Annotated in this window: 13 protein-coding genes; 8 read left to right on the forward strand and 5 right to left on the reverse strand. The window is 62.0% G+C overall.

What is annotated here, in order from left to right; genetic code table 11:
- Window positions 1–280 precede the first annotated feature (280 nt).
- Window positions 281–1,477, forward strand: coding sequence for a cystathionine beta-lyase (metC, locus tag ACJ8IP_RS17130; protein WP_164106441.1), 1,197 nt, complete (start codon window positions 281–283; stop codon window positions 1,475–1,477).
- 145 nt (window positions 1,478–1,622) lie between these two features.
- Complete coding sequence (locus ACJ8IP_RS17135) at window positions 1,623–2,285, forward strand: DedA family protein (protein WP_033644630.1); 663 nt, start codon at window positions 1,623–1,625, stop codon at window positions 2,283–2,285.
- A gap of 10 nt (window positions 2,286–2,295) precedes the next feature.
- On the opposite strand, the gene ACJ8IP_RS17140 is transcribed toward ACJ8IP_RS17135, so the two are convergent.
- Window positions 2,296–3,216: a LysR family transcriptional regulator gene (locus tag ACJ8IP_RS17140; protein ID WP_164106443.1), complete on the reverse strand. Its 921-nt coding sequence runs from the start codon at window positions 3,214–3,216 to the stop codon at window positions 2,296–2,298.
- A 107-nt stretch (window positions 3,217–3,323) separates the two neighbouring features.
- Here ACJ8IP_RS17140 and ACJ8IP_RS17145 point away from each other — a divergent pair, with 107 nt between their 5' ends.
- Window positions 3,324–4,352, forward strand: coding sequence for a zinc-dependent alcohol dehydrogenase family protein (locus ACJ8IP_RS17145; protein WP_198793301.1), 1,029 nt, complete (start codon window positions 3,324–3,326; stop codon window positions 4,350–4,352).
- Window positions 4,353–4,371: 19 nt separating this feature from the next.
- Here ACJ8IP_RS17145 and ACJ8IP_RS17150 read toward each other — a convergent pair whose 3' ends face one another.
- Window positions 4,372–5,259, reverse strand: a complete 888-nt coding sequence (locus ACJ8IP_RS17150) for an AraC family transcriptional regulator (RefSeq protein WP_202396379.1) — start codon at window positions 5,257–5,259, stop codon at window positions 4,372–4,374.
- A gap of 226 nt (window positions 5,260–5,485) precedes the next feature.
- On the opposite strand from ACJ8IP_RS17150, the gene yqhD reads away from it, so the two are divergent.
- The 3 genes from yqhD (at window position 5,486) to ACJ8IP_RS17165 (ending at window position 8,509) form a co-directional block, all read left to right on the forward strand.
- Entirely contained in the window at window positions 5,486–6,649 is a 1,164-nt protein-coding gene (gene yqhD / locus ACJ8IP_RS17155) for an alcohol dehydrogenase (RefSeq protein ID WP_033644626.1), read from the forward strand.
- A gap of 287 nt (window positions 6,650–6,936) precedes the next feature.
- Window positions 6,937–7,761: a 2,5-didehydrogluconate reductase DkgA gene (dkgA, locus tag ACJ8IP_RS17160; protein WP_042785384.1), complete on the forward strand. Its 825-nt coding sequence runs from the start codon at window positions 6,937–6,939 to the stop codon at window positions 7,759–7,761.
- Between the two features lie 142 nt (window positions 7,762–7,903).
- A complete protein-coding gene (locus ACJ8IP_RS17165; RefSeq protein WP_033644624.1) occupies window positions 7,904–8,509 on the forward strand; it encodes a transglycosylase SLT domain-containing protein in 606 nt (201 codons plus the stop codon).
- Between the two features lie 62 nt (window positions 8,510–8,571).
- Here ACJ8IP_RS17165 and ACJ8IP_RS17170 read toward each other — a convergent pair whose 3' ends face one another.
- Together ACJ8IP_RS17170 and ACJ8IP_RS17175 are read right to left on the reverse strand one after the other, a co-directional pair.
- A complete protein-coding gene (locus tag ACJ8IP_RS17170; protein WP_033651302.1) occupies window positions 8,572–10,740 on the reverse strand; it encodes a YgiQ family radical SAM protein in 2,169 nt (722 codons plus the stop codon).
- Between the two features lie 80 nt (window positions 10,741–10,820).
- Window positions 10,821–11,555: a GntR family transcriptional regulator gene (locus ACJ8IP_RS17175; protein WP_033644622.1), complete on the reverse strand. Its 735-nt coding sequence runs from the start codon at window positions 11,553–11,555 to the stop codon at window positions 10,821–10,823.
- Window positions 11,556–12,214: 659 nt separating this feature from the next.
- Here ACJ8IP_RS17175 and ACJ8IP_RS17180 point away from each other — a divergent pair.
- Window positions 12,215–13,612 (forward strand): purine-cytosine permease family protein, encoded by a 1,398-nt coding sequence (locus ACJ8IP_RS17180; RefSeq protein ID WP_042785387.1) that lies wholly within the window; start codon window positions 12,215–12,217, stop codon window positions 13,610–13,612.
- Window positions 13,609–14,541, forward strand: a complete 933-nt coding sequence (locus tag ACJ8IP_RS17185; protein ID WP_042785388.1) for a PfkB family carbohydrate kinase — start codon at window positions 13,609–13,611, stop codon at window positions 14,539–14,541. Before ACJ8IP_RS17180 ends, ACJ8IP_RS17185 begins: the two co-directional genes overlap by 4 nt.
- A 34-nt stretch (window positions 14,542–14,575) precedes the next feature.
- Here ACJ8IP_RS17185 and ACJ8IP_RS17190 read toward each other — a convergent pair whose 3' ends face one another.
- Window positions 14,576–15,826: a nucleoside permease gene (locus ACJ8IP_RS17190; RefSeq protein ID WP_033651349.1), complete on the reverse strand. Its 1,251-nt coding sequence runs from the start codon at window positions 15,824–15,826 to the stop codon at window positions 14,576–14,578.

Here is a 15,826-nt window from a genome sequence, read left to right on the forward strand (position 1 = left end):
GCCCGTTCACCGCTAAAAGCCCCTTTTATAGGGCGATTTCGTTACTTTTCTCCCACAACGGCGCAACAACTCCACGCTGCCGAACGGCGTCTCGACCGATGAATGGGCTTCTCTCTGGCCGCTCGGCAGAAGGATGACGCGAAAAATGCGCGGGCGGCAGCCAATTATAGCCGTTTCTATATCCAGAAGTTAAAACGTCTGGATGGCTATAATAACTCATGCTAACGTAAGGGCTATCGCAAACGGGCAGTGCAGAGCAACCAGAGGTGAGCCAGGTACCATGACGTCAAAACACATCGAAACCACGCTGATCGGCGCCGGCCGCGGCAAACGCTATACCCAGGGCTCCGTCAACCCCGTGACTCAACGCGCCTCTTCCCTGGTCTTCGACTCCGTCGCCGCCAAAAAACAGGCCACCGCGCAACGCGCCCACGGCGAGCTGTTTTATGGCCGACGCGGCACGCTGACCCACTTCGCGCTGCAGGATGCGATGGTGGAGCTGGAGGGCGGCGCCGGCTGCGTGCTGTACCCCTGCGGCGCGGCGGCGGTGGCCAATGCGATCCTGTCGTTCGTCGGCGCCGGCGATCACCTGCTGGTCACCGGCTCAGCGTATGAACCGACCCAGGACTTCTGCACCCACATCCTCAGCCGCATGAACGTCAGCACCACCTATTTCGATCCGCTGATCGGCGCCGACATCGCCACGCTTATCCAACCCAATACCCGCGTGGTGTTCCTTGAGTCCCCCGGCTCCATCACCCTGGAAGTGCAGGATATCCCGGCGATGGTGCAGGCCATTCGCGCCGTGGCGCCGGACGTGGTGATCATGATAGACAACACCTGGGCGGCGGGCGTGCTGTTCAAGGCGCTGGATTTCGACATCGACATTTCCATTCAGGCCGGCACCAAATACCTGATCGGCCATTCCGATTACATGCTCGGCACCGCCGTCGCCAACGCGCGCTGTTGGGAGCAACTGCGCGAGTACTCCTATCTAATGGGGCAGATGGTGGATGCCGACACCGCCTACATGGCGAGCCGCGGCCTGCGCACCCTGAGCGTGCGGCTCAAGCAGCACGAACGCAGCAGCATTGAGGTCGCCAACTGGCTGGCCGAACGGCCGGAGGTGGCGACGGTCAATCACCCGGCCCTGCCCAGCTGCAAGGGCCACGCGTTCTACCGCCGCGACTTCAGCGGCTGCAACGGGCTGTTCTCTTTCGTGCTGAAAGAGCGGCTGGATGAGGCGCAGCTGGCCGCTTACCTGGACAACTTCAGCCACTTCAGCATGGCCTACTCCTGGGGCGGCTTCGAGTCGCTGATCCTGGCCAATCAGCCGGAAGAACTGGAAGCGATCCGCCCGGCGGGCGGCGTCGATTTTTCCGGCACGCTGGTGCGGTTGCATATCGGTCTGGAGAACGTCGAAGACCTGATCGCCGATCTGGCGGCCGGCTTCGATCGCCTCAACGGCGTGCGCTAAGGCGGATTCCGGTAATTTTCTTCGTCTCGTTTAATGTCGGCTTAAGCTATTAGCGGTACACTAACCGGGTAACTGTCAGATACGGTAACCGCCGCATCCTGGAGAACGTGACCCCGGGCGCAACCGGCATGCAACAGGACATAAAATGGATGTATTACGAGAGATTATTCATGCGCTTTGGCAGCAGGACTTCATCGCCCTCGCCGATCCCAGCGTGATTTGGGTGGTTTACGCCGTACTTTTCACCACCTTGTTTTTGGAAAACGGACTGCTGCCCGCCTCCTTCCTCCCCGGTGATAGCCTGCTGTTGCTGTCGGGCGCGCTGATCGCCAAAGGCGTGATGGGCTTTGCCCCCACCCTGTTGATTCTGACCGCCGCCGCCGGCCTCGGCTGCTGGCTGAGCTATATCCAGGGCCGCTGGCTGGGCCACACCAGCCTGGTGAAAGGCTGGCTGCTGCAACTGCCGGCGCAATACCATCAGCGCGCGCATAACCTGTTCAACCGCCACGGGCTGACGGCGCTGCTGATCGGCCGCTTCCTCGGCTTCGTGCGTACGCTGCTGCCGACCATGGCCGGCATTTCCGGGCTCAACAGCTCGCGCTTCCAGGTTTTCAACTGGCTGAGCGCAGCGATCTGGGTCTGCGCGCTGGTCGGCCTCGGCTACGCTTTCAGCCAAATTCCGCTGGTGAAACGCCACGAAAGCCAGGTGATGACCGGCCTGATGCTGCTGCCGCTGCTGCTGCTGTTCGTCGGCCTGCTCGGCGCCATGCTGGTGGTCTGGCGTAAAAAACGCGCTTCCTCTTCCTGATCCCGGCGCGCTACAGCGCTTTCTCGACCAACGCCAGGCGAGGCGGCAACTTGCTCACCAGCGTATCCACCGCCAGCCGCACCTTCAGCGGCAGGTGAGGCGTGTGCGGCCACACCGCATGCGCTTCAAAGGCGGCGCCGGGCCGATCGCGCAGCAGGCGCACCAGCGCCCCGCTCAACAGCTGCTCACGCACCAGCCAACACGGCAGCCAGGCTATGCCGAACCCGGCCGTCGCCGCATCCGCAATCGCCTGCAAATCGTCCATCTGCAATCGGTTATTCGGCATCACTTCCTGCGGCTCGCCGTTCTCGTCCAGCACCCGCCAGCTGCGCCGCGCGCCGGCGCGCATATAGGTCACCGCCTCGTGCTGGGCCAGTTGCTCAATGCTGTGCGGTTCGCCGCACCGCTGCAGATAGGCCGGCGAGGCGCACAGCGTCATGCGGTGATCGCCGATGCGCCGCGCCACCAGCCCATTGCTGTTGGCCAGCGTGCCGTTGCGGATCGCCATATCGAAGCCGTCCTCAATCAGATCCACCACCCGAGCGCTGAACGACAGCTCCAGCTCCAGGCCGGGATGCTCACGCGTCAGCTCGGTCAGCAGCGGCGCGATGCACATGCGGCCAAACAACACCGGCATCGATACCCGCAGCCGGCCACTGACCTGCCGCTTGCCCGACTCCAGCAGCGTTTCCGCGCCGCGGATCTCCTCCAGCGCCCGCAGGCAACGCTCATAGAACAACGCGCCATCGTCGGTCAGGCTCTGGCTGCGGGTGGTGCGATGAAACAGCCGCACGCCCAGCCGCTGTTCCAGCCGGGCGATCGTTTTCCCCACCGCCGAGCGCGACAGGTGCAGCCGACTGGCCGCCAACGCAAAACTGCCCGCCTCCACGGCGGTGACGAATACCGAAATGCCGCTCAATCGATCGCTCATGGTTTGTCGCTCTAAAAGAAACAATCTGCGGAAATCTTATCGCCACTGGCGAACCTTCATCAACGATATTATCGACAGGTCGTTAATCGCAGACTTTGGAGAACATCATGACCGACACGATGCAACGCTGGACGATGGACGCCCTGGGGCGTGAACACCTGCAGCTGACCACCGACGCGATCCCGCAGCCGGGGCCGCGCGAGATCAGAGTGAAAGTGAAGGCGGTAGCGCTCAACTACCGCGACAAAATGATGATTGAAAGCGGCATGGGGCTGACGCTGCCGCAGTCGTTCACCCCCGCCTCGGACATGGCCGGCGAGGTCGACGCCGTCGGACCCGGCGTCAGCCGTTTCCAACCCGGCGCCCGGGTCATCTCTACCTTTAGCCCCGGCTGGATCGACGGCCGGCAAAAACCGTACGGCAATGCGCGCCAGGTGCCTTACCACACCCTTGGCGGCTTCTATCAGGGCGTGCTGGCGGAATACGTGATTTTGCATGAAGACTGGTTGGTGGCGGCGCCGGCGTCGCTGGACGACGTGCAGGCCAGCACCCTGCCTTGCGCCGGGCTGACCGCCTGGTTCGCGCTGGTGGAACAGGGCAAACTGCATGCAGGCGAGACGGTACTGGTGCAAGGCACCGGCGGCGTGGCGCTGTTCGCGCTGCAGATCGCCAAAGCCCACGGCGCGGAGGTCTATGTCACCTCCGGCAGCGATGAAAAGCTGGCGCGAGCCCTGGCATTGGGCGCCAATCATGGCATCAACCGGCTGGACGGCGATTGGGTGGAGGCGATTTATGCGCTGACGCAGGATCGCGGCATCGACCATGTGATCGATACCGTCGGCGGCCCGAATTTGGGCAACTCGGTGCGCGCCGTGGCGGTGGGCGGCCGCATCTCAGTGATCGGCGTGCTGGCGGGCGCCGAGATCACCGCCCACGCCGGCCTGCTGCTGCTGAAATCGGCGAAGATCCAGGGCATCGGCGTCGGCCACCGCCGCGCGCTGGAAGATCTGGTGCGCGCCGTGGACGCCGTCAACCTGCAGCCGGTGATCGACCAGGTATACCGGCTCGATCAACTGCCGCAGGCGTTGGATCACCTCGATCGCGGCCCGTTCGGCAAGATCGTGCTGACCCCATAGCCCGCCGCCCGGCGGCGGCTCACCCCTCCAGCATCAGCGGATTGGCGTCGCGCAGCCGGGCGACTTCATCCCCCGGCGTGACGCCAAACAGGCGTTTGAATTCACGACTGAACTGCGACGCGCTCTCGTAGCCGACGCGGATCGCCGCGGTACTGGCCTTCAGGCCGTCATGCACCATCAGCAAACGCGCCTTGTGCAGCCGGTACGACTTCACGTACTGCAGCGGCGAGGTGTTGGTCACCGCCTTGAAGTTATGGTGAAACGCCGACACGCTCATGTTGACCTCGCCGGCCAACTGCTCGACGTTGAGGCTCTCGGCATACTGATTTTCTATGCGCCGCAGCGCCTTGGCGATCTGACTGAAATGGGTATGACGGTTGACCAGCTCCTGCAGCGACGCGCCGCAGGCGCCGCGCAGCACGTAGTAGAGGATCTCGCGCACGATCTGCGGCCCCAACACCCGAGCGTCGAGCGGCTTGGCCATCACGTCCAACAGACGTTCGGTGGCGCACAACAGCTCTTCCGTCAGCTCGGCCAGGTTTACGCCGTTGCTCTCCGCGCGCGGCTGCATCAGGTAGTCGTCGTCGCCGATGTCGATCAGCAAGTCCTGCAGCATTTGGGTATCGATATTGACCGCCAACCCAACCAACGGCAGCTCCGGGCTGGCGAAGGTTTCGCACTCGAACGGCAGCGGCACCGTCATCAGCAGGTAGTTGCGCGGATCGTACTGGAACACCTTGTTGCCGCAATAGCCGACCTTGTGCCCCTGAAAGATGATGACGATCCCCGGTTCGTACATCACCGGCTGGCGCGGGCAGTGGCGATCGACATACAGGATCTTTACCCGCGGCACCGGTGACGGCGTATAGCCGTTGCCGGTGGCGATAGCCATCGCCTGGCGCGCCATGCGGCTGCGCAGCGCATCGATTTCAGTCACGGAAACACCCTCTTACAGTCAGAACGATTCGGCATAAATCATAATTTAAAACTCTCTATTTCTACAGTCATCTGTAGAAATAGGCAAGAACCAAACAGGAATGTGCATTGTGCGTTACCGCCAGGTTGCTGACAATACGGGCCAGAAACCTTTGCGCCGCTTTGGCGCCCGCCTGACAGAAAGAGAGAAATCAACCATGCAAAACTTCATTCTGCATACCCCAACCAAAATCCTGTTCGGCAAGCAGCAAATCGCCGAAGTGGCCGGCCAGATCCCGGCGGACGCGCGCATTCTGATCACCTACGGTGGCGGCAGCGTGAAGAAAAACGGCGTGCTCGACCAGGTGTATAGCGCGCTGGCCGGCCGCGACGTGCGGGAATTCTCCGGCATCGAACCTAACCCGACCTACGAAACCCTGATGAAAGCGGTCGAGGTGGTGAAAACGGAAAACATCGATTTCCTGCTGGCGGTCGGCGGCGGTTCGGTGGTTGACGGCACCAAGTTCATCGCCGCCGCGGCTCGTTATACGGCCGACAGCGATGCCTGGCATATTCTGCAAACCGTCGGCAGCCACATCACTGACGCGGTGCCGATGGGCTGCGTGCTGACGCTGCCGGCCACCGGTTCAGAATCCAACAGCGGCGCGGTGATCACCCGGAAGAGCAGCGGCGACAAGCAGCACTTCTTCTCACCGCTGGTGCAGCCGCGCTTCGCCGTGCTGGATCCGGTGGTGACCTACTCGCTGCCGCCGCGCCAGGTAGCCAACGGCGTGGTCGACGCCTTCGTACACACCCTGGAACAGTATCTGACCTACCCGGTCGACGCCAAGGTGCAGGATCGCTTCGCCGAAGGCCTGCTGTTGACCCTGCTGGAAGACGGCCCGCGCGCGCTGGCCGAGCCGGAGAACTATGCGGTGCGCGCCAACGTGATGTGGAGCGCCACCATGGCGCTGAACGGCCTGATCGGCGCCGGCGTGCCGCAGGACTGGGCGACCCACATGCTGGGTCATGAGCTGACCGCCATGCACGACCTCGACCACGCGCAAACGCTGGCCATCGTGCTGCCGGCGCTGCTGCACGAGAAGAAAGCGCAGAAACGCGAAAAGCTGCTGCAGTACGCTGAACGCGTCTGGGGCCTGCGCGAAGGCAGCGAAGACAGCCGCATCGACGACGCGATCGCCGCCACCCGCGCCTTCTTCGAGCAGATGGGCGTGCCGACCCGCATGGCGGATTATCAGCTCGACGGCAGCAGCATTCCCGCGCTGCTCGACAAGCTGCAGCAGCACGGCATGACCGCCCTGGGCGAGCATCAGGACATCACCCTGGACGTCAGCCGCCGCATTTATGAAGCGGCGCGTTAATCGCAAAACGGCGATTTTTTGCTAGGCTTTAGTCTTCGCCAGCCATTTTTCGCCGCATTCTGCGCTCGGCCGATCGCCGGGCGCAGTCGGGCGCCTCAGCGCGCCGCCGCTCGTTTCGCACCCTTCGTCTTACCGCTCATTCGCAGGGAGAGCGGGGAGAAAATCGCCCTCCCGCCACCGCTGAAATTAGGCTGGCAAACCCGGCAACCGCCCATTTTGCCAACTAGAATTTATCTATAGCCGTTTCGGTGCCGCAGGCGCCGCAATCCGTACACAAGGAGATGCGCATGACAACGCAACAACCCATCATCAAACTCCACGATGGTAATCTGATGCCGCAGTTGGGTCTCGGCGTTTGGCAGGCGAGTATTGAAGAGACCACCCGCGCGGTCAGCAAAGCGCTGGAGATCGGTTACCGCTCCATCGACACCGCCGCGATCTACAAGAACGAGGAAGGCGTCGGCGCCGCGCTGCAGTCCAGCGCGCTGCCGCGCAGCGACCTGTTCATCACCACCAAGCTGTGGAACGACGATCAGGGCGATCCGCTGGCGGCGCTGGAAACCAGTCTGGAAAAGCTCAAGCTGGACTACGTGGATCTGTATCTGATCCACTGGCCGCGCCCGCAGCAGGATCAATACGTCTCCGCCTGGCGCGAGCTGATCAAACTGCGCGAACAAGGCCTGGTGAAAAGCATCGGCGTGTGCAACTTCCATACGCCGCACCTGCAGCGTCTGTTGGATGAAACCAACGTGGCGCCGGTCGTCAACCAGATCGAGCTGCACCCGTTGCTGCAACAGCGCCAGCTGCGCGCCTGGAACGCCACGCACCATATCGCCACCGAATCCTGGAGCCCGCTGGCGCAGGGCGGTGAAGGGGTATTCGACCAGCCGCTGATCAAGGTGCTGGCCGAGAAATACGAGAAGACTCCGGCGCAGATCGTGGTGCGCTGGCACCTGGACAGCGGCCTTATCGTGATCCCGAAATCGGTCACGCCGTCGCGCATCCGCGAAAACTTCGAGGTGTTTGATTTCAAACTCGATAAGGACGAACTGGGCGAGATCGCCAAGCTGGACGTCGGCAACCGCCTGGGGCCGGATCCGGATACCCTGTAACCCCCCTCAAGCCCTCTCCCGCCGGAGGGGGCTTTTCCTTCCTGCACATTGCTCCTTTGCGCCGCCTGACGTTATGATGACGACGCCGGAGGCTCCGGCCACCGGTTAACGCCGTTAAAAAAACAGACAAGCACGGAGCACCATGAAATTCTCTTTCTCACACGGGTCACGGCTGGGCATGCTTTGCATCATGCTGGTGCTGGCGGGTTGCGCCGGCAAGAAACAGCGCGTCAGCTACGATCGCCACGCCTTCGATAGCGCCATTCAAGACGCCGCCAGCGAATACGGCGTGGACGCCAAGCTGATCACCGCCATGATCCAGGTGGAGTCCGGCTTCAACCCTTCCGCAGTGAGCAGATCCAATGCGATCGGTCTGATGCAGCTGAAAGCCGATACCGCCGGCTGCGACGCCTACCGCTACAAAGGCAAACGCGGCTGTCCGGACGACGATGACCTGCGGGATCCCGACACCAATATCGATCTCGGCGCCGCCTATCTGGCCACCTTGCAAAAACAACAGCTTAAAGGGATCGCCAATCCCGTCACGCTGCGCTACGCCACCATCATCGCCTACGTCAACGGCACCGGGGCCCTGCTGCGCACCTTCTCCAGCAACCGCCAGCAGGCGATCGCGATGATTAACAACCTGTCGCCGGAAGCCTTTAACTGGCACGTGCGCAAATACCATCCCGCCCCGCAGGCGCCGCGCCATTTGATGAAAGTGGAAGCCGCTTACGAACGGTTGTAATTAGCCAAAGTAAAAAGGAGAACCCGAGGGTTCTCCTTTTTGTTTGCGCGCGGGCCTCGTCGTTACGGCTTGGCCTTGCGAATCGGTTTGCGCGGTGGCCGGTTGGACGGCGTGCGCTGCCGATTGATGTCGGTATGCTTGGTCAACGCCGGTCGGGTGTGGCGCTGCAGCCGTTTCGCTTCGCGCTGCTCGTCGATGCTCGGCGCCGGCACCAGACACTCGCGGCGGCTGCCGATCAGGTGCTTCAGCCCCATCTCTTCCAGCGCGGTGCGGATCAGCGCCCAGTTGGCCGGATCGTGGTAACGCAGCAGCGCCTTATGCAGGCGACGCTGGCGCTCGCCGCGCGGCACCACCACGTCTTCACTCTTGTACCCCACCTTGCTCAGCGGGTTTTTGCCGCTGTAATACATGGTGGTGGAGTTGGCCATCGGCGAAGGATAGAAGTTCTGCACCTGATCGAGGCGGAAACGGTTCTTCTTCAGCCACAGCGCCAGGTTCACCATGTCTTCATCGCGGGTGCCCGGGTGCGAAGAGATGAAGTACGGGATCAGGTACTGCTCTTTGCCCGCCTGCTTCGAATAGTGATCAAACAGCTGTTTGAAGCGATCGTAGCTGCCCATGCCCGGTTTCATCATTTTCGACAGCGGGCCTTCTTCGGTGTGCTCCGGCGCGATCTTCAGGTAGCCGCCGACGTGGTGGGTCGCCAGTTCCTTGATATAGCGCGGATCTTCCACCGCCAGATCGTAACGTACCCCGGAGGCGATCAGGATCTTCTTGATGCCCTCCAGCGAACGCGCGCGGCGGTAAAGCTTGATGGTCGGCTCGTGGTTGGTATCCATATAAGTGCAGATCTCCGGATACACGCACGAGGCGCGGCGGCAGGTCTGCTCGGCGCGCGGGTTGGTGCAGCGCAGCATGTACATGTTGGCGGTCGGGCCGCCCAGATCGGAGATCACGCCGGTAAAGCCCGGCACTTTGTCGCGGATCTCTTCGATTTCGCGAACGATCGAATCTTCCGAACGGCTCTGGATGATGCGCCCTTCGTGCTCGGTGATCGAACAGAACGAACAGCCGCCGTAGCAACCGCGCATGATGTTCACCGAGAAGCGGATCATGTCGTAGGCAGGAATGCGCTCCTGACCGTAGGACGGGTGCGGCACGCGCTGGTAAGGCAGGGCGAAGACGCTGTCCATCTCCGGCGTGGTCAGCGGGATCGCCGGCGGGTTGATCCACACGTAGCGATCGCCGTGTTTTTGCATCAGCGCGCGGGCGCAGCCGGGGTTGGTTTCATGGTGCAAAATGCGCGAGGTGTGCGCATACAGCACCTTGTCGCCCTTCACTTTCTCGAAGGACGGCAGCAGCACGTAGGTCTTCTCCCACGGCTTCGGTTTGGCGGCGCGCACCGTGACAGGCTTGGCTTCCGGCTCCTTCGGTTTGGCGCCGTCGGCGCACGGCAGATCCTCGCCGTACGGGTTCGGGATAGGTTCGATGCGGCCCGGCTTGTCGAGGCGGGTGGAATCCACGCCGCTCCAGCCCGGCAGCGCTTCTTTACGCATCACCGCGGTATTGCGAATATCGTGGATATCGCCGATCTTCTCGCCGGCGGCCAGACGGTGCGCCACTTCCACCAGCGGGCGTTCGCCGTTGCCGTAGATCAGCATGTCGGCTTTGGAGTCCACCAGCACCGAGCGGCGCACGGTATCCGACCAATAGTCGTAGTGGGCGATGCGACGCAGGCTGGCTTCAATGCCGCCCAGCACGATCGGCACGTCTTTATAGGCTTCTTTGCAGCGCTGGCTGTAGACCAGGGTGGCGCGATCCGGGCGCTTGCCACCGACGTTGCCGGCGGTGTAGGCGTCGTCGTGGCGCAGTTTGCGATCGGCGGTATAGCGGTTGATCATCGAATCCATGTTGCCGGCGGTGATGCCGAAGAACAGATTCGGTTTCCCCAACCGCATGAAGTCTTCTTTGTTGCTCCAATCCGGCTGCGCGATGATGCCGACGCGGAAGCCCTGCGCTTCCAGCATGCGGCCGATGATCGCCATGCCGAAGCTCGGGTGATCGACATAGGCGTCGCCGCTGATGATGATCACGTCGCAGCTGTCCCAACCCAGTTGATCCATCTCTGCTCGCGACATCGGTAAAAACGGCGCGGTGCCATAACATTCCGCCCAATAAGGCTTATAAGAAAACAGTTCACGATCGGGTTGGATCAGGCTGGTGGTGCTCATTCTGCTGCTCTTTTTACAGGTTAATTAATCGCCGGGCGGCGATTATACGCACTAGTGGCAAAAAGAGCATGGTTATTTCGCTAACCATTCACCTCGAATTCATAAACGTCGCTGCGGCACAAGATATCGCTGAACTCCAGCGCCTCGCCCCGGGCGTTGCGGCTGGTTTGGATGATGTGCAACAACGGCGCGCCGCACGGTACGTTGAGCAGCTCGGCGACCTCGCCGCTGCAGGACACCGCCTTCAACAAAAAGTGTTTATCTTCAGGCACGATGCCGCGCGATTGCCATAACGCATACAGCGAATGCTCCAGCTGCGCCGGTTCAGGCAGGAAGCGCAGCGGAATATAGGTGGTTTCCAGCGAGACCGGGCTGCCGTTCAGCAAGCGTAAACGCCGCAGTTTGACCACCTCATCCCCTTCCGCGATCCCCAGCGCCGCCGCGGCCTTGGCCGGCGCGCCGACCCGTGCGCGCAGCAGCCATCGGTTGCTGACGCTGCTGCCGTGACGCAGCGCCTGAGCGGTAAAACCGCTGTCCTTATCGAGGGAATAGCCGATACGCATCGCCACGCGGGTGCCAACGCCCTGCTGCCGCGAAATCAGCCCCTTCTCCTCCAGCAGTTTCATCGCCTTGCTGACGGTGACGCGCGACAGCGCCAAACCTTCCGCCATGTGCCGCTCCGGCGGCAGAAATGCCTCCGCCGCCAGCACCTGCTGCCTGATCGCGGTTTCTATCGCCGTCGCCAGCTGAATATAGCGCGGCGCCGCCGCCCCCTGCGCCAGATGTTCACGCAGCCAGGCCATAAAATCCGTCATTCGCCCGCCCTCTTGTTCCGCCCTATGCCCAAACTTCGCTTTCTCCTATCGCCGATCCGGCGATAAAGCCTCTCACCATAACTAAAATATTGCTAATGTTTTCAGAGGGACATCACAATTTTTATTCAATGGACTTTCATTGGATCTAGATCGCGCGTAATCTGTGCTTATTGATGTTGAAACATCAATGGCACCAACACCAGGGATCCACCTTTAAAACAACTAAAAATCCGCTGCCGACCAGACAGGACGCACCTGATGGTCAGGCAGCGGGCATACGCTGTCCGCATCCCGTTCGCTGAAGCGGATGGGCGACCCTTTGGGATGAATTGCCCGCTTCTCGCCGTACCCGATGGGTCACGTTGCCCAAGACGCCACTACAAATGACAAATAATAAGCAACGGTGCTAATGGATAGCTTGCTCACGGCTCATCATCCCCTCGCGCGATCCCCCTTGCGCCGGGTGAAACGGACTGATGCCTGCAAATAAAAACGTTCTCTCTCTTCCAAACTCCGCTGCAGACCCACTCTTTGTCTACACTCATTGGCGCCGTGCGGTCGGCAAGCCTCATCCGAGGCGGCGGCCGCAGCGCCAACAAAATCGCTTTTCAGTTAACTGCGGCGGCCCTCAAGGCCCTGCGCAACAGGGATCAATTGCTATGACCGATATCAATCGCAATGAAGCATGGAAGGTAGAGAGCACCGGTATCGACCGGGTGCCGGATGCGGAACAGACCGGGCGGCCCATCGAGCTGTTTTGGATCTGGTCTGCAGCCAATATCGGCATTCTCGGCGTGGTGTATGGCGCCATCATCGTCGGCTTCGGCTTATCCTTCCTGCAATCGGTGCTCGCCGCCTTGTTCGGCGTCGCCAGCTTCGTGCTGGTTGGCCTCACCAGCTTCGCCGGCAAGCGCGGGCGCACCTCTACGCTGACGCTGTCGCGAGTGATTTTCGGACTGAAGGGCAACGTGGCGCCTACCCTGTTCAGTTGGATCAATCTGATGGGCTGGGAAGCGGTCAACGTGATCACCGGCACCCTGACGCTGGCGGCGCTGTTCGAGGCCTTCGGGCTGGGGGCCAGCCATCTGCTGACCGCGCTCAGCCTGTTGCTGTTCGCCGGGCTCACTATCGTCGTCAGCCTGCTGGGGCAGAATACCGTAGTCTGGATGCAAAGCTGGTTCAGCCGCATCTTCGGCACCATGACGCTGATCGTGGTGCTCTATATCCTGTTCAACACCGAGTGGAGCCAGGTGCTGGCGCTGCCTTCCGGCAGCTGGCTGACCGGCTTCCTGCCGGCGGTCTCGGTGATCGCCGCCGGTACCGGCATCAGTTGGGCGATCGCCGGCGCCGATTACAGCCGCTATCAAAGCCCGAATTCGTCGAGCAAAAGCATTTTCGCCGCGGTGATGGGCGGCGCCTGTTTGCCGCTGATGCTGCTGATGCTGGCCGGCATTCTGCTTTCCGTGCAGCTGCCCGATCTGGCCAACGCCGCCAATCCCATCGCGCTGATAGGCTCAGTGCTGCCCGCCTGGATGGCGATCCCTTATCTGCTGGCCGCCACCGCCGGCATCGTCACCATCGCGGTGCTCAGCCTGTATTCCGCCAGCCTTAACCTGCTGACCATCGGCGTGCAGGTCAAACAGTGGTTGGCGGTATCGATCGACGCCGTGGTGGTGCTGGGTATCGCCCTGTATGTGCTGTTCATCTCCGGCGATTTTATGGGGCCGTTCATCTCCTTCCTGGTGTTCTGCGGGGTGTTCCTGGCGGCCTGGGAGGCGATTTTCCTGCTCGATTACCTGTGCCTGCGCCGCCGCCACGGGTATGATGGCAACGCTTTGTACGGTCTGCATGGCCAGAACCGCGGCGTGCGCAAAGCCCCGCTGTTCTGCTGGTTCCTCGGCGCCCTGTGCGGCCTGCTGGTCACCAAAACCGGTTTTATCGACGGCCCGCTGGCTAAAGGCTTGTTTGCCGACTCCAGCCTGGGGCTGTTTGTGTCGTTTGCGGTTAGTCTGATCGCTTACGGTCTGTACCTGACCCAACGCAGAGAACATCAATGAATGAGTGGGAAGCTGTAACGCCTGTCCTGGTGATAGGGGGCGCGGTCGGCGATCTGGTGATGACGCTGCCGCGCCTGCCGACCAGCGGCGAAGATATCGAAGCCCAGCCGCAGGCGCGGCAAATCGGCGGTTGCGCGTTCAACGTGGCGCGCGCGCTGACGCGCCTTGAAGTGCCGGTGATCAACGGTATGCCGGTCGGCAACGGCGAATGGGGCGCGGCGATCGAAGCCGCCATGGGCGAACTGGGGCTGGAGGTGCTGTTGCGCCACGGCCAGATGGACAATGGCTGGTGCCTGGCGCTGGTGGAGCCGAACGGCGAACGCACCTTCATCACGGTTTCCGGTTGCGAAAGCCAATGGAATAAAGCGCAGCTGGCCACGCTGCCGCTGACGGAACACACCCTGATCTACGCCAGCGGCTACGAGCTGGCGGGCGAAAACGGCGAAGCGCTGCGTGAGTGGCTGACGCGCATGCCGTTCGACCAACCGCGTCTGATCGATCCCGGCCCGCGCATCGCCCAGCTCAGCGAAGATTTCTTCGCCATGCTCAGCGACAGCCACACCCTGCTGACGCTCAACCGCGACGAAGTGGCCGCGCTGTGCGGCGCCGGCGACGCCGTGGATGCCGCGCAGCGCTATGCCGCCGCCCGTAACCTGACGCTGATCTGCCGCCTGGATCGCGACGGCGCCTGGATCTGCGACGGCCGCACGCCGCCGCTGCACGTTCCCGCCTATCCGGTGGACGTCATCGATACCATCGGCGCGGGCGATGCCCACTGCGCCGGTTTGCTGGCGGGGCTGTCCGCCGGCTGGCCGCTGCCGCGGGCGGTCGATCTGGCCAACCGGGTCGCCGCCTGCGTGGCGGCCAGCCTCGGCGCCGCCAATCCGCCGGACCGGCATCAACTGCAACAACGCTTCCCGCAGGCCTGACGTTTCAGGGCGCCACCATCCAGCGCCCTAAGCCTTACTGCGCCGCCGCCGCACTCTCCTGCGGCGAGTGGCGATAGTTGAAGCTCAACGCGAACACAATCCCCAGCACCAGCGTATACAGCGCAAACACCAGCCAGATGCTCTGCCAGTCTTTCACGCCGTCATGGCTGAAGAAATCCACCACTTCGCCGCTGGCGAGCGCCCCCACATAGGCGCCCAGACCGTTGACCATGGTCATGAATAGCCCCTGCGCGCTGGCGCGGATGCGGTGATCGGCCTCCTTCTCGACGAAAATGGCGCCGGAAATATTAAAGAAGTCGAACGCGCAACCGTAAACGATCATCGACAACAGCAGCAGCACGAAACCAAAACCGACCGGCGTGCCGTAGGCCAAGAACAGGAAACGCAGCGTCCAGGCCGCCATACTGATCAGCATCACCTGCTTGATGCCGTAACGGCGCAGGAAAAAGGGAATGGTGAGGATAAAGAACACTTCAGAGATCTGCGACAGCGACAGCAGCACCGCCGGATACCGGACGCTGAGGCTGTCCTGATATAGCGGATTGAGCGACAGATCGTGCAGGAACGGGTTGCCGAAGGTGTTGGTTATCTGCAGCGCCGCGCCGAGCAACATGGCGAACAGGAAAAACAGCGCCATGCGCCGCTGGCGAAACAGCACCAGCGCATCCAGCCCCAGCACGCTCACCCAGCGCTTCGACTCGGCCGCGCGGTTGGTCGGGCAGCGCGGCAGCGTCAGCGAATAGGCGGACAGCAGCAGCGACGCCGCAGAAGCCAGATACAGCTGCAGATTACTGAGCTCGATTTGGCTGAAACCGACCAGCCACATTGCCAGAATGAATCCCACGGTGCCGTACACCCGCACCGGCGGAAAGTCCTTTACCGTGTCAAAGCCGTGCTTCTCCAGGCAAAAATAGGAAATGGCGTTGGAGAGCGCGATGGTCGGCATATAGACCATGGCGTTGAACAGCATTACCCAGAACATCAGCATCGGTTGCTCAACCTGCGCCGCACAGTACAGCGCCAGCGCCCCGAGCAGGTGGCAAAGCGCATACAGGTAGTTGGCCCTCATCCAACGGTCGGCGATGATGCCCGCCAGGCCCGGCATGATCAGCGCCGCGATCCCCTTGGCGCTGTAAACCATTCCCACCTGCATGCCGCTGAAATGCAGCGTGTTGATCATATAGGAGCCCAGCGTCACCAGCCAGGCGCCCCAGATAAAGAACTGCAGGAAAATCATCACCTTCAATCGTGTTTTTATCGCCAT

This window comes from Serratia sp. CY52157 (genome assembly GCF_052168495.1).
GTDB classification, from domain to species: domain Bacteria; phylum Pseudomonadota; class Gammaproteobacteria; order Enterobacterales; family Enterobacteriaceae; genus Serratia; species Serratia ureilytica.

What these genes read in the sequence shown, in the direction of transcription:
- ACJ8IP_RS17190 (WP_033651349.1), bottom strand. Translation starts at nt 15,826, where the DNA reads ATGGCGATAAAAACACGATTGAAGGTGATGATTTTCCTGCAGTTCTTT.
- ACJ8IP_RS17175 (WP_033644622.1), bottom strand. Translation starts at nt 11,555, where the DNA reads ATGACGGATTTTATGGCCTGGCTGCGTGAACATCTGGCGCAGGGGGCG.
- ACJ8IP_RS17140 (WP_164106443.1), bottom strand. Translation starts at nt 3,216, where the DNA reads ATGAGCGATCGATTGAGCGGCATTTCGGTATTCGTCACCGCCGTGGAG.
- metC (WP_164106441.1), top strand. Translation starts at nt 281, where the DNA reads ATGACGTCAAAACACATCGAAACCACGCTGATCGGCGCCGGCCGCGGC.
- ACJ8IP_RS17165 (WP_033644624.1), top strand. Translation starts at nt 7,904, where the DNA reads ATGAAATTCTCTTTCTCACACGGGTCACGGCTGGGCATGCTTTGCATC.
- ACJ8IP_RS17135 (WP_033644630.1), top strand. Translation starts at nt 1,623, where the DNA reads ATGGATGTATTACGAGAGATTATTCATGCGCTTTGGCAGCAGGACTTC.
- yqhD (WP_033644626.1), top strand. Translation starts at nt 5,486, where the DNA reads ATGCAAAACTTCATTCTGCATACCCCAACCAAAATCCTGTTCGGCAAG.
- dkgA (WP_042785384.1), top strand. Translation starts at nt 6,937, where the DNA reads ATGACAACGCAACAACCCATCATCAAACTCCACGATGGTAATCTGATG.
- ACJ8IP_RS17180 (WP_042785387.1), top strand. Translation starts at nt 12,215, where the DNA reads ATGACCGATATCAATCGCAATGAAGCATGGAAGGTAGAGAGCACCGGT.
- ACJ8IP_RS17150 (WP_202396379.1), bottom strand. Translation starts at nt 5,259, where the DNA reads ATGGCGCGCCAGGCGATGGCTATCGCCACCGGCAACGGCTATACGCCG.
- ACJ8IP_RS17145 (WP_198793301.1), top strand. Translation starts at nt 3,324, where the DNA reads ATGACCGACACGATGCAACGCTGGACGATGGACGCCCTGGGGCGTGAA.
- ACJ8IP_RS17170 (WP_033651302.1), bottom strand. Translation starts at nt 10,740, where the DNA reads ATGAGCACCACCAGCCTGATCCAACCCGATCGTGAACTGTTTTCTTAT.
- ACJ8IP_RS17185 (WP_042785388.1), top strand. Translation starts at nt 13,609, where the DNA reads ATGAATGAGTGGGAAGCTGTAACGCCTGTCCTGGTGATAGGGGGCGCG.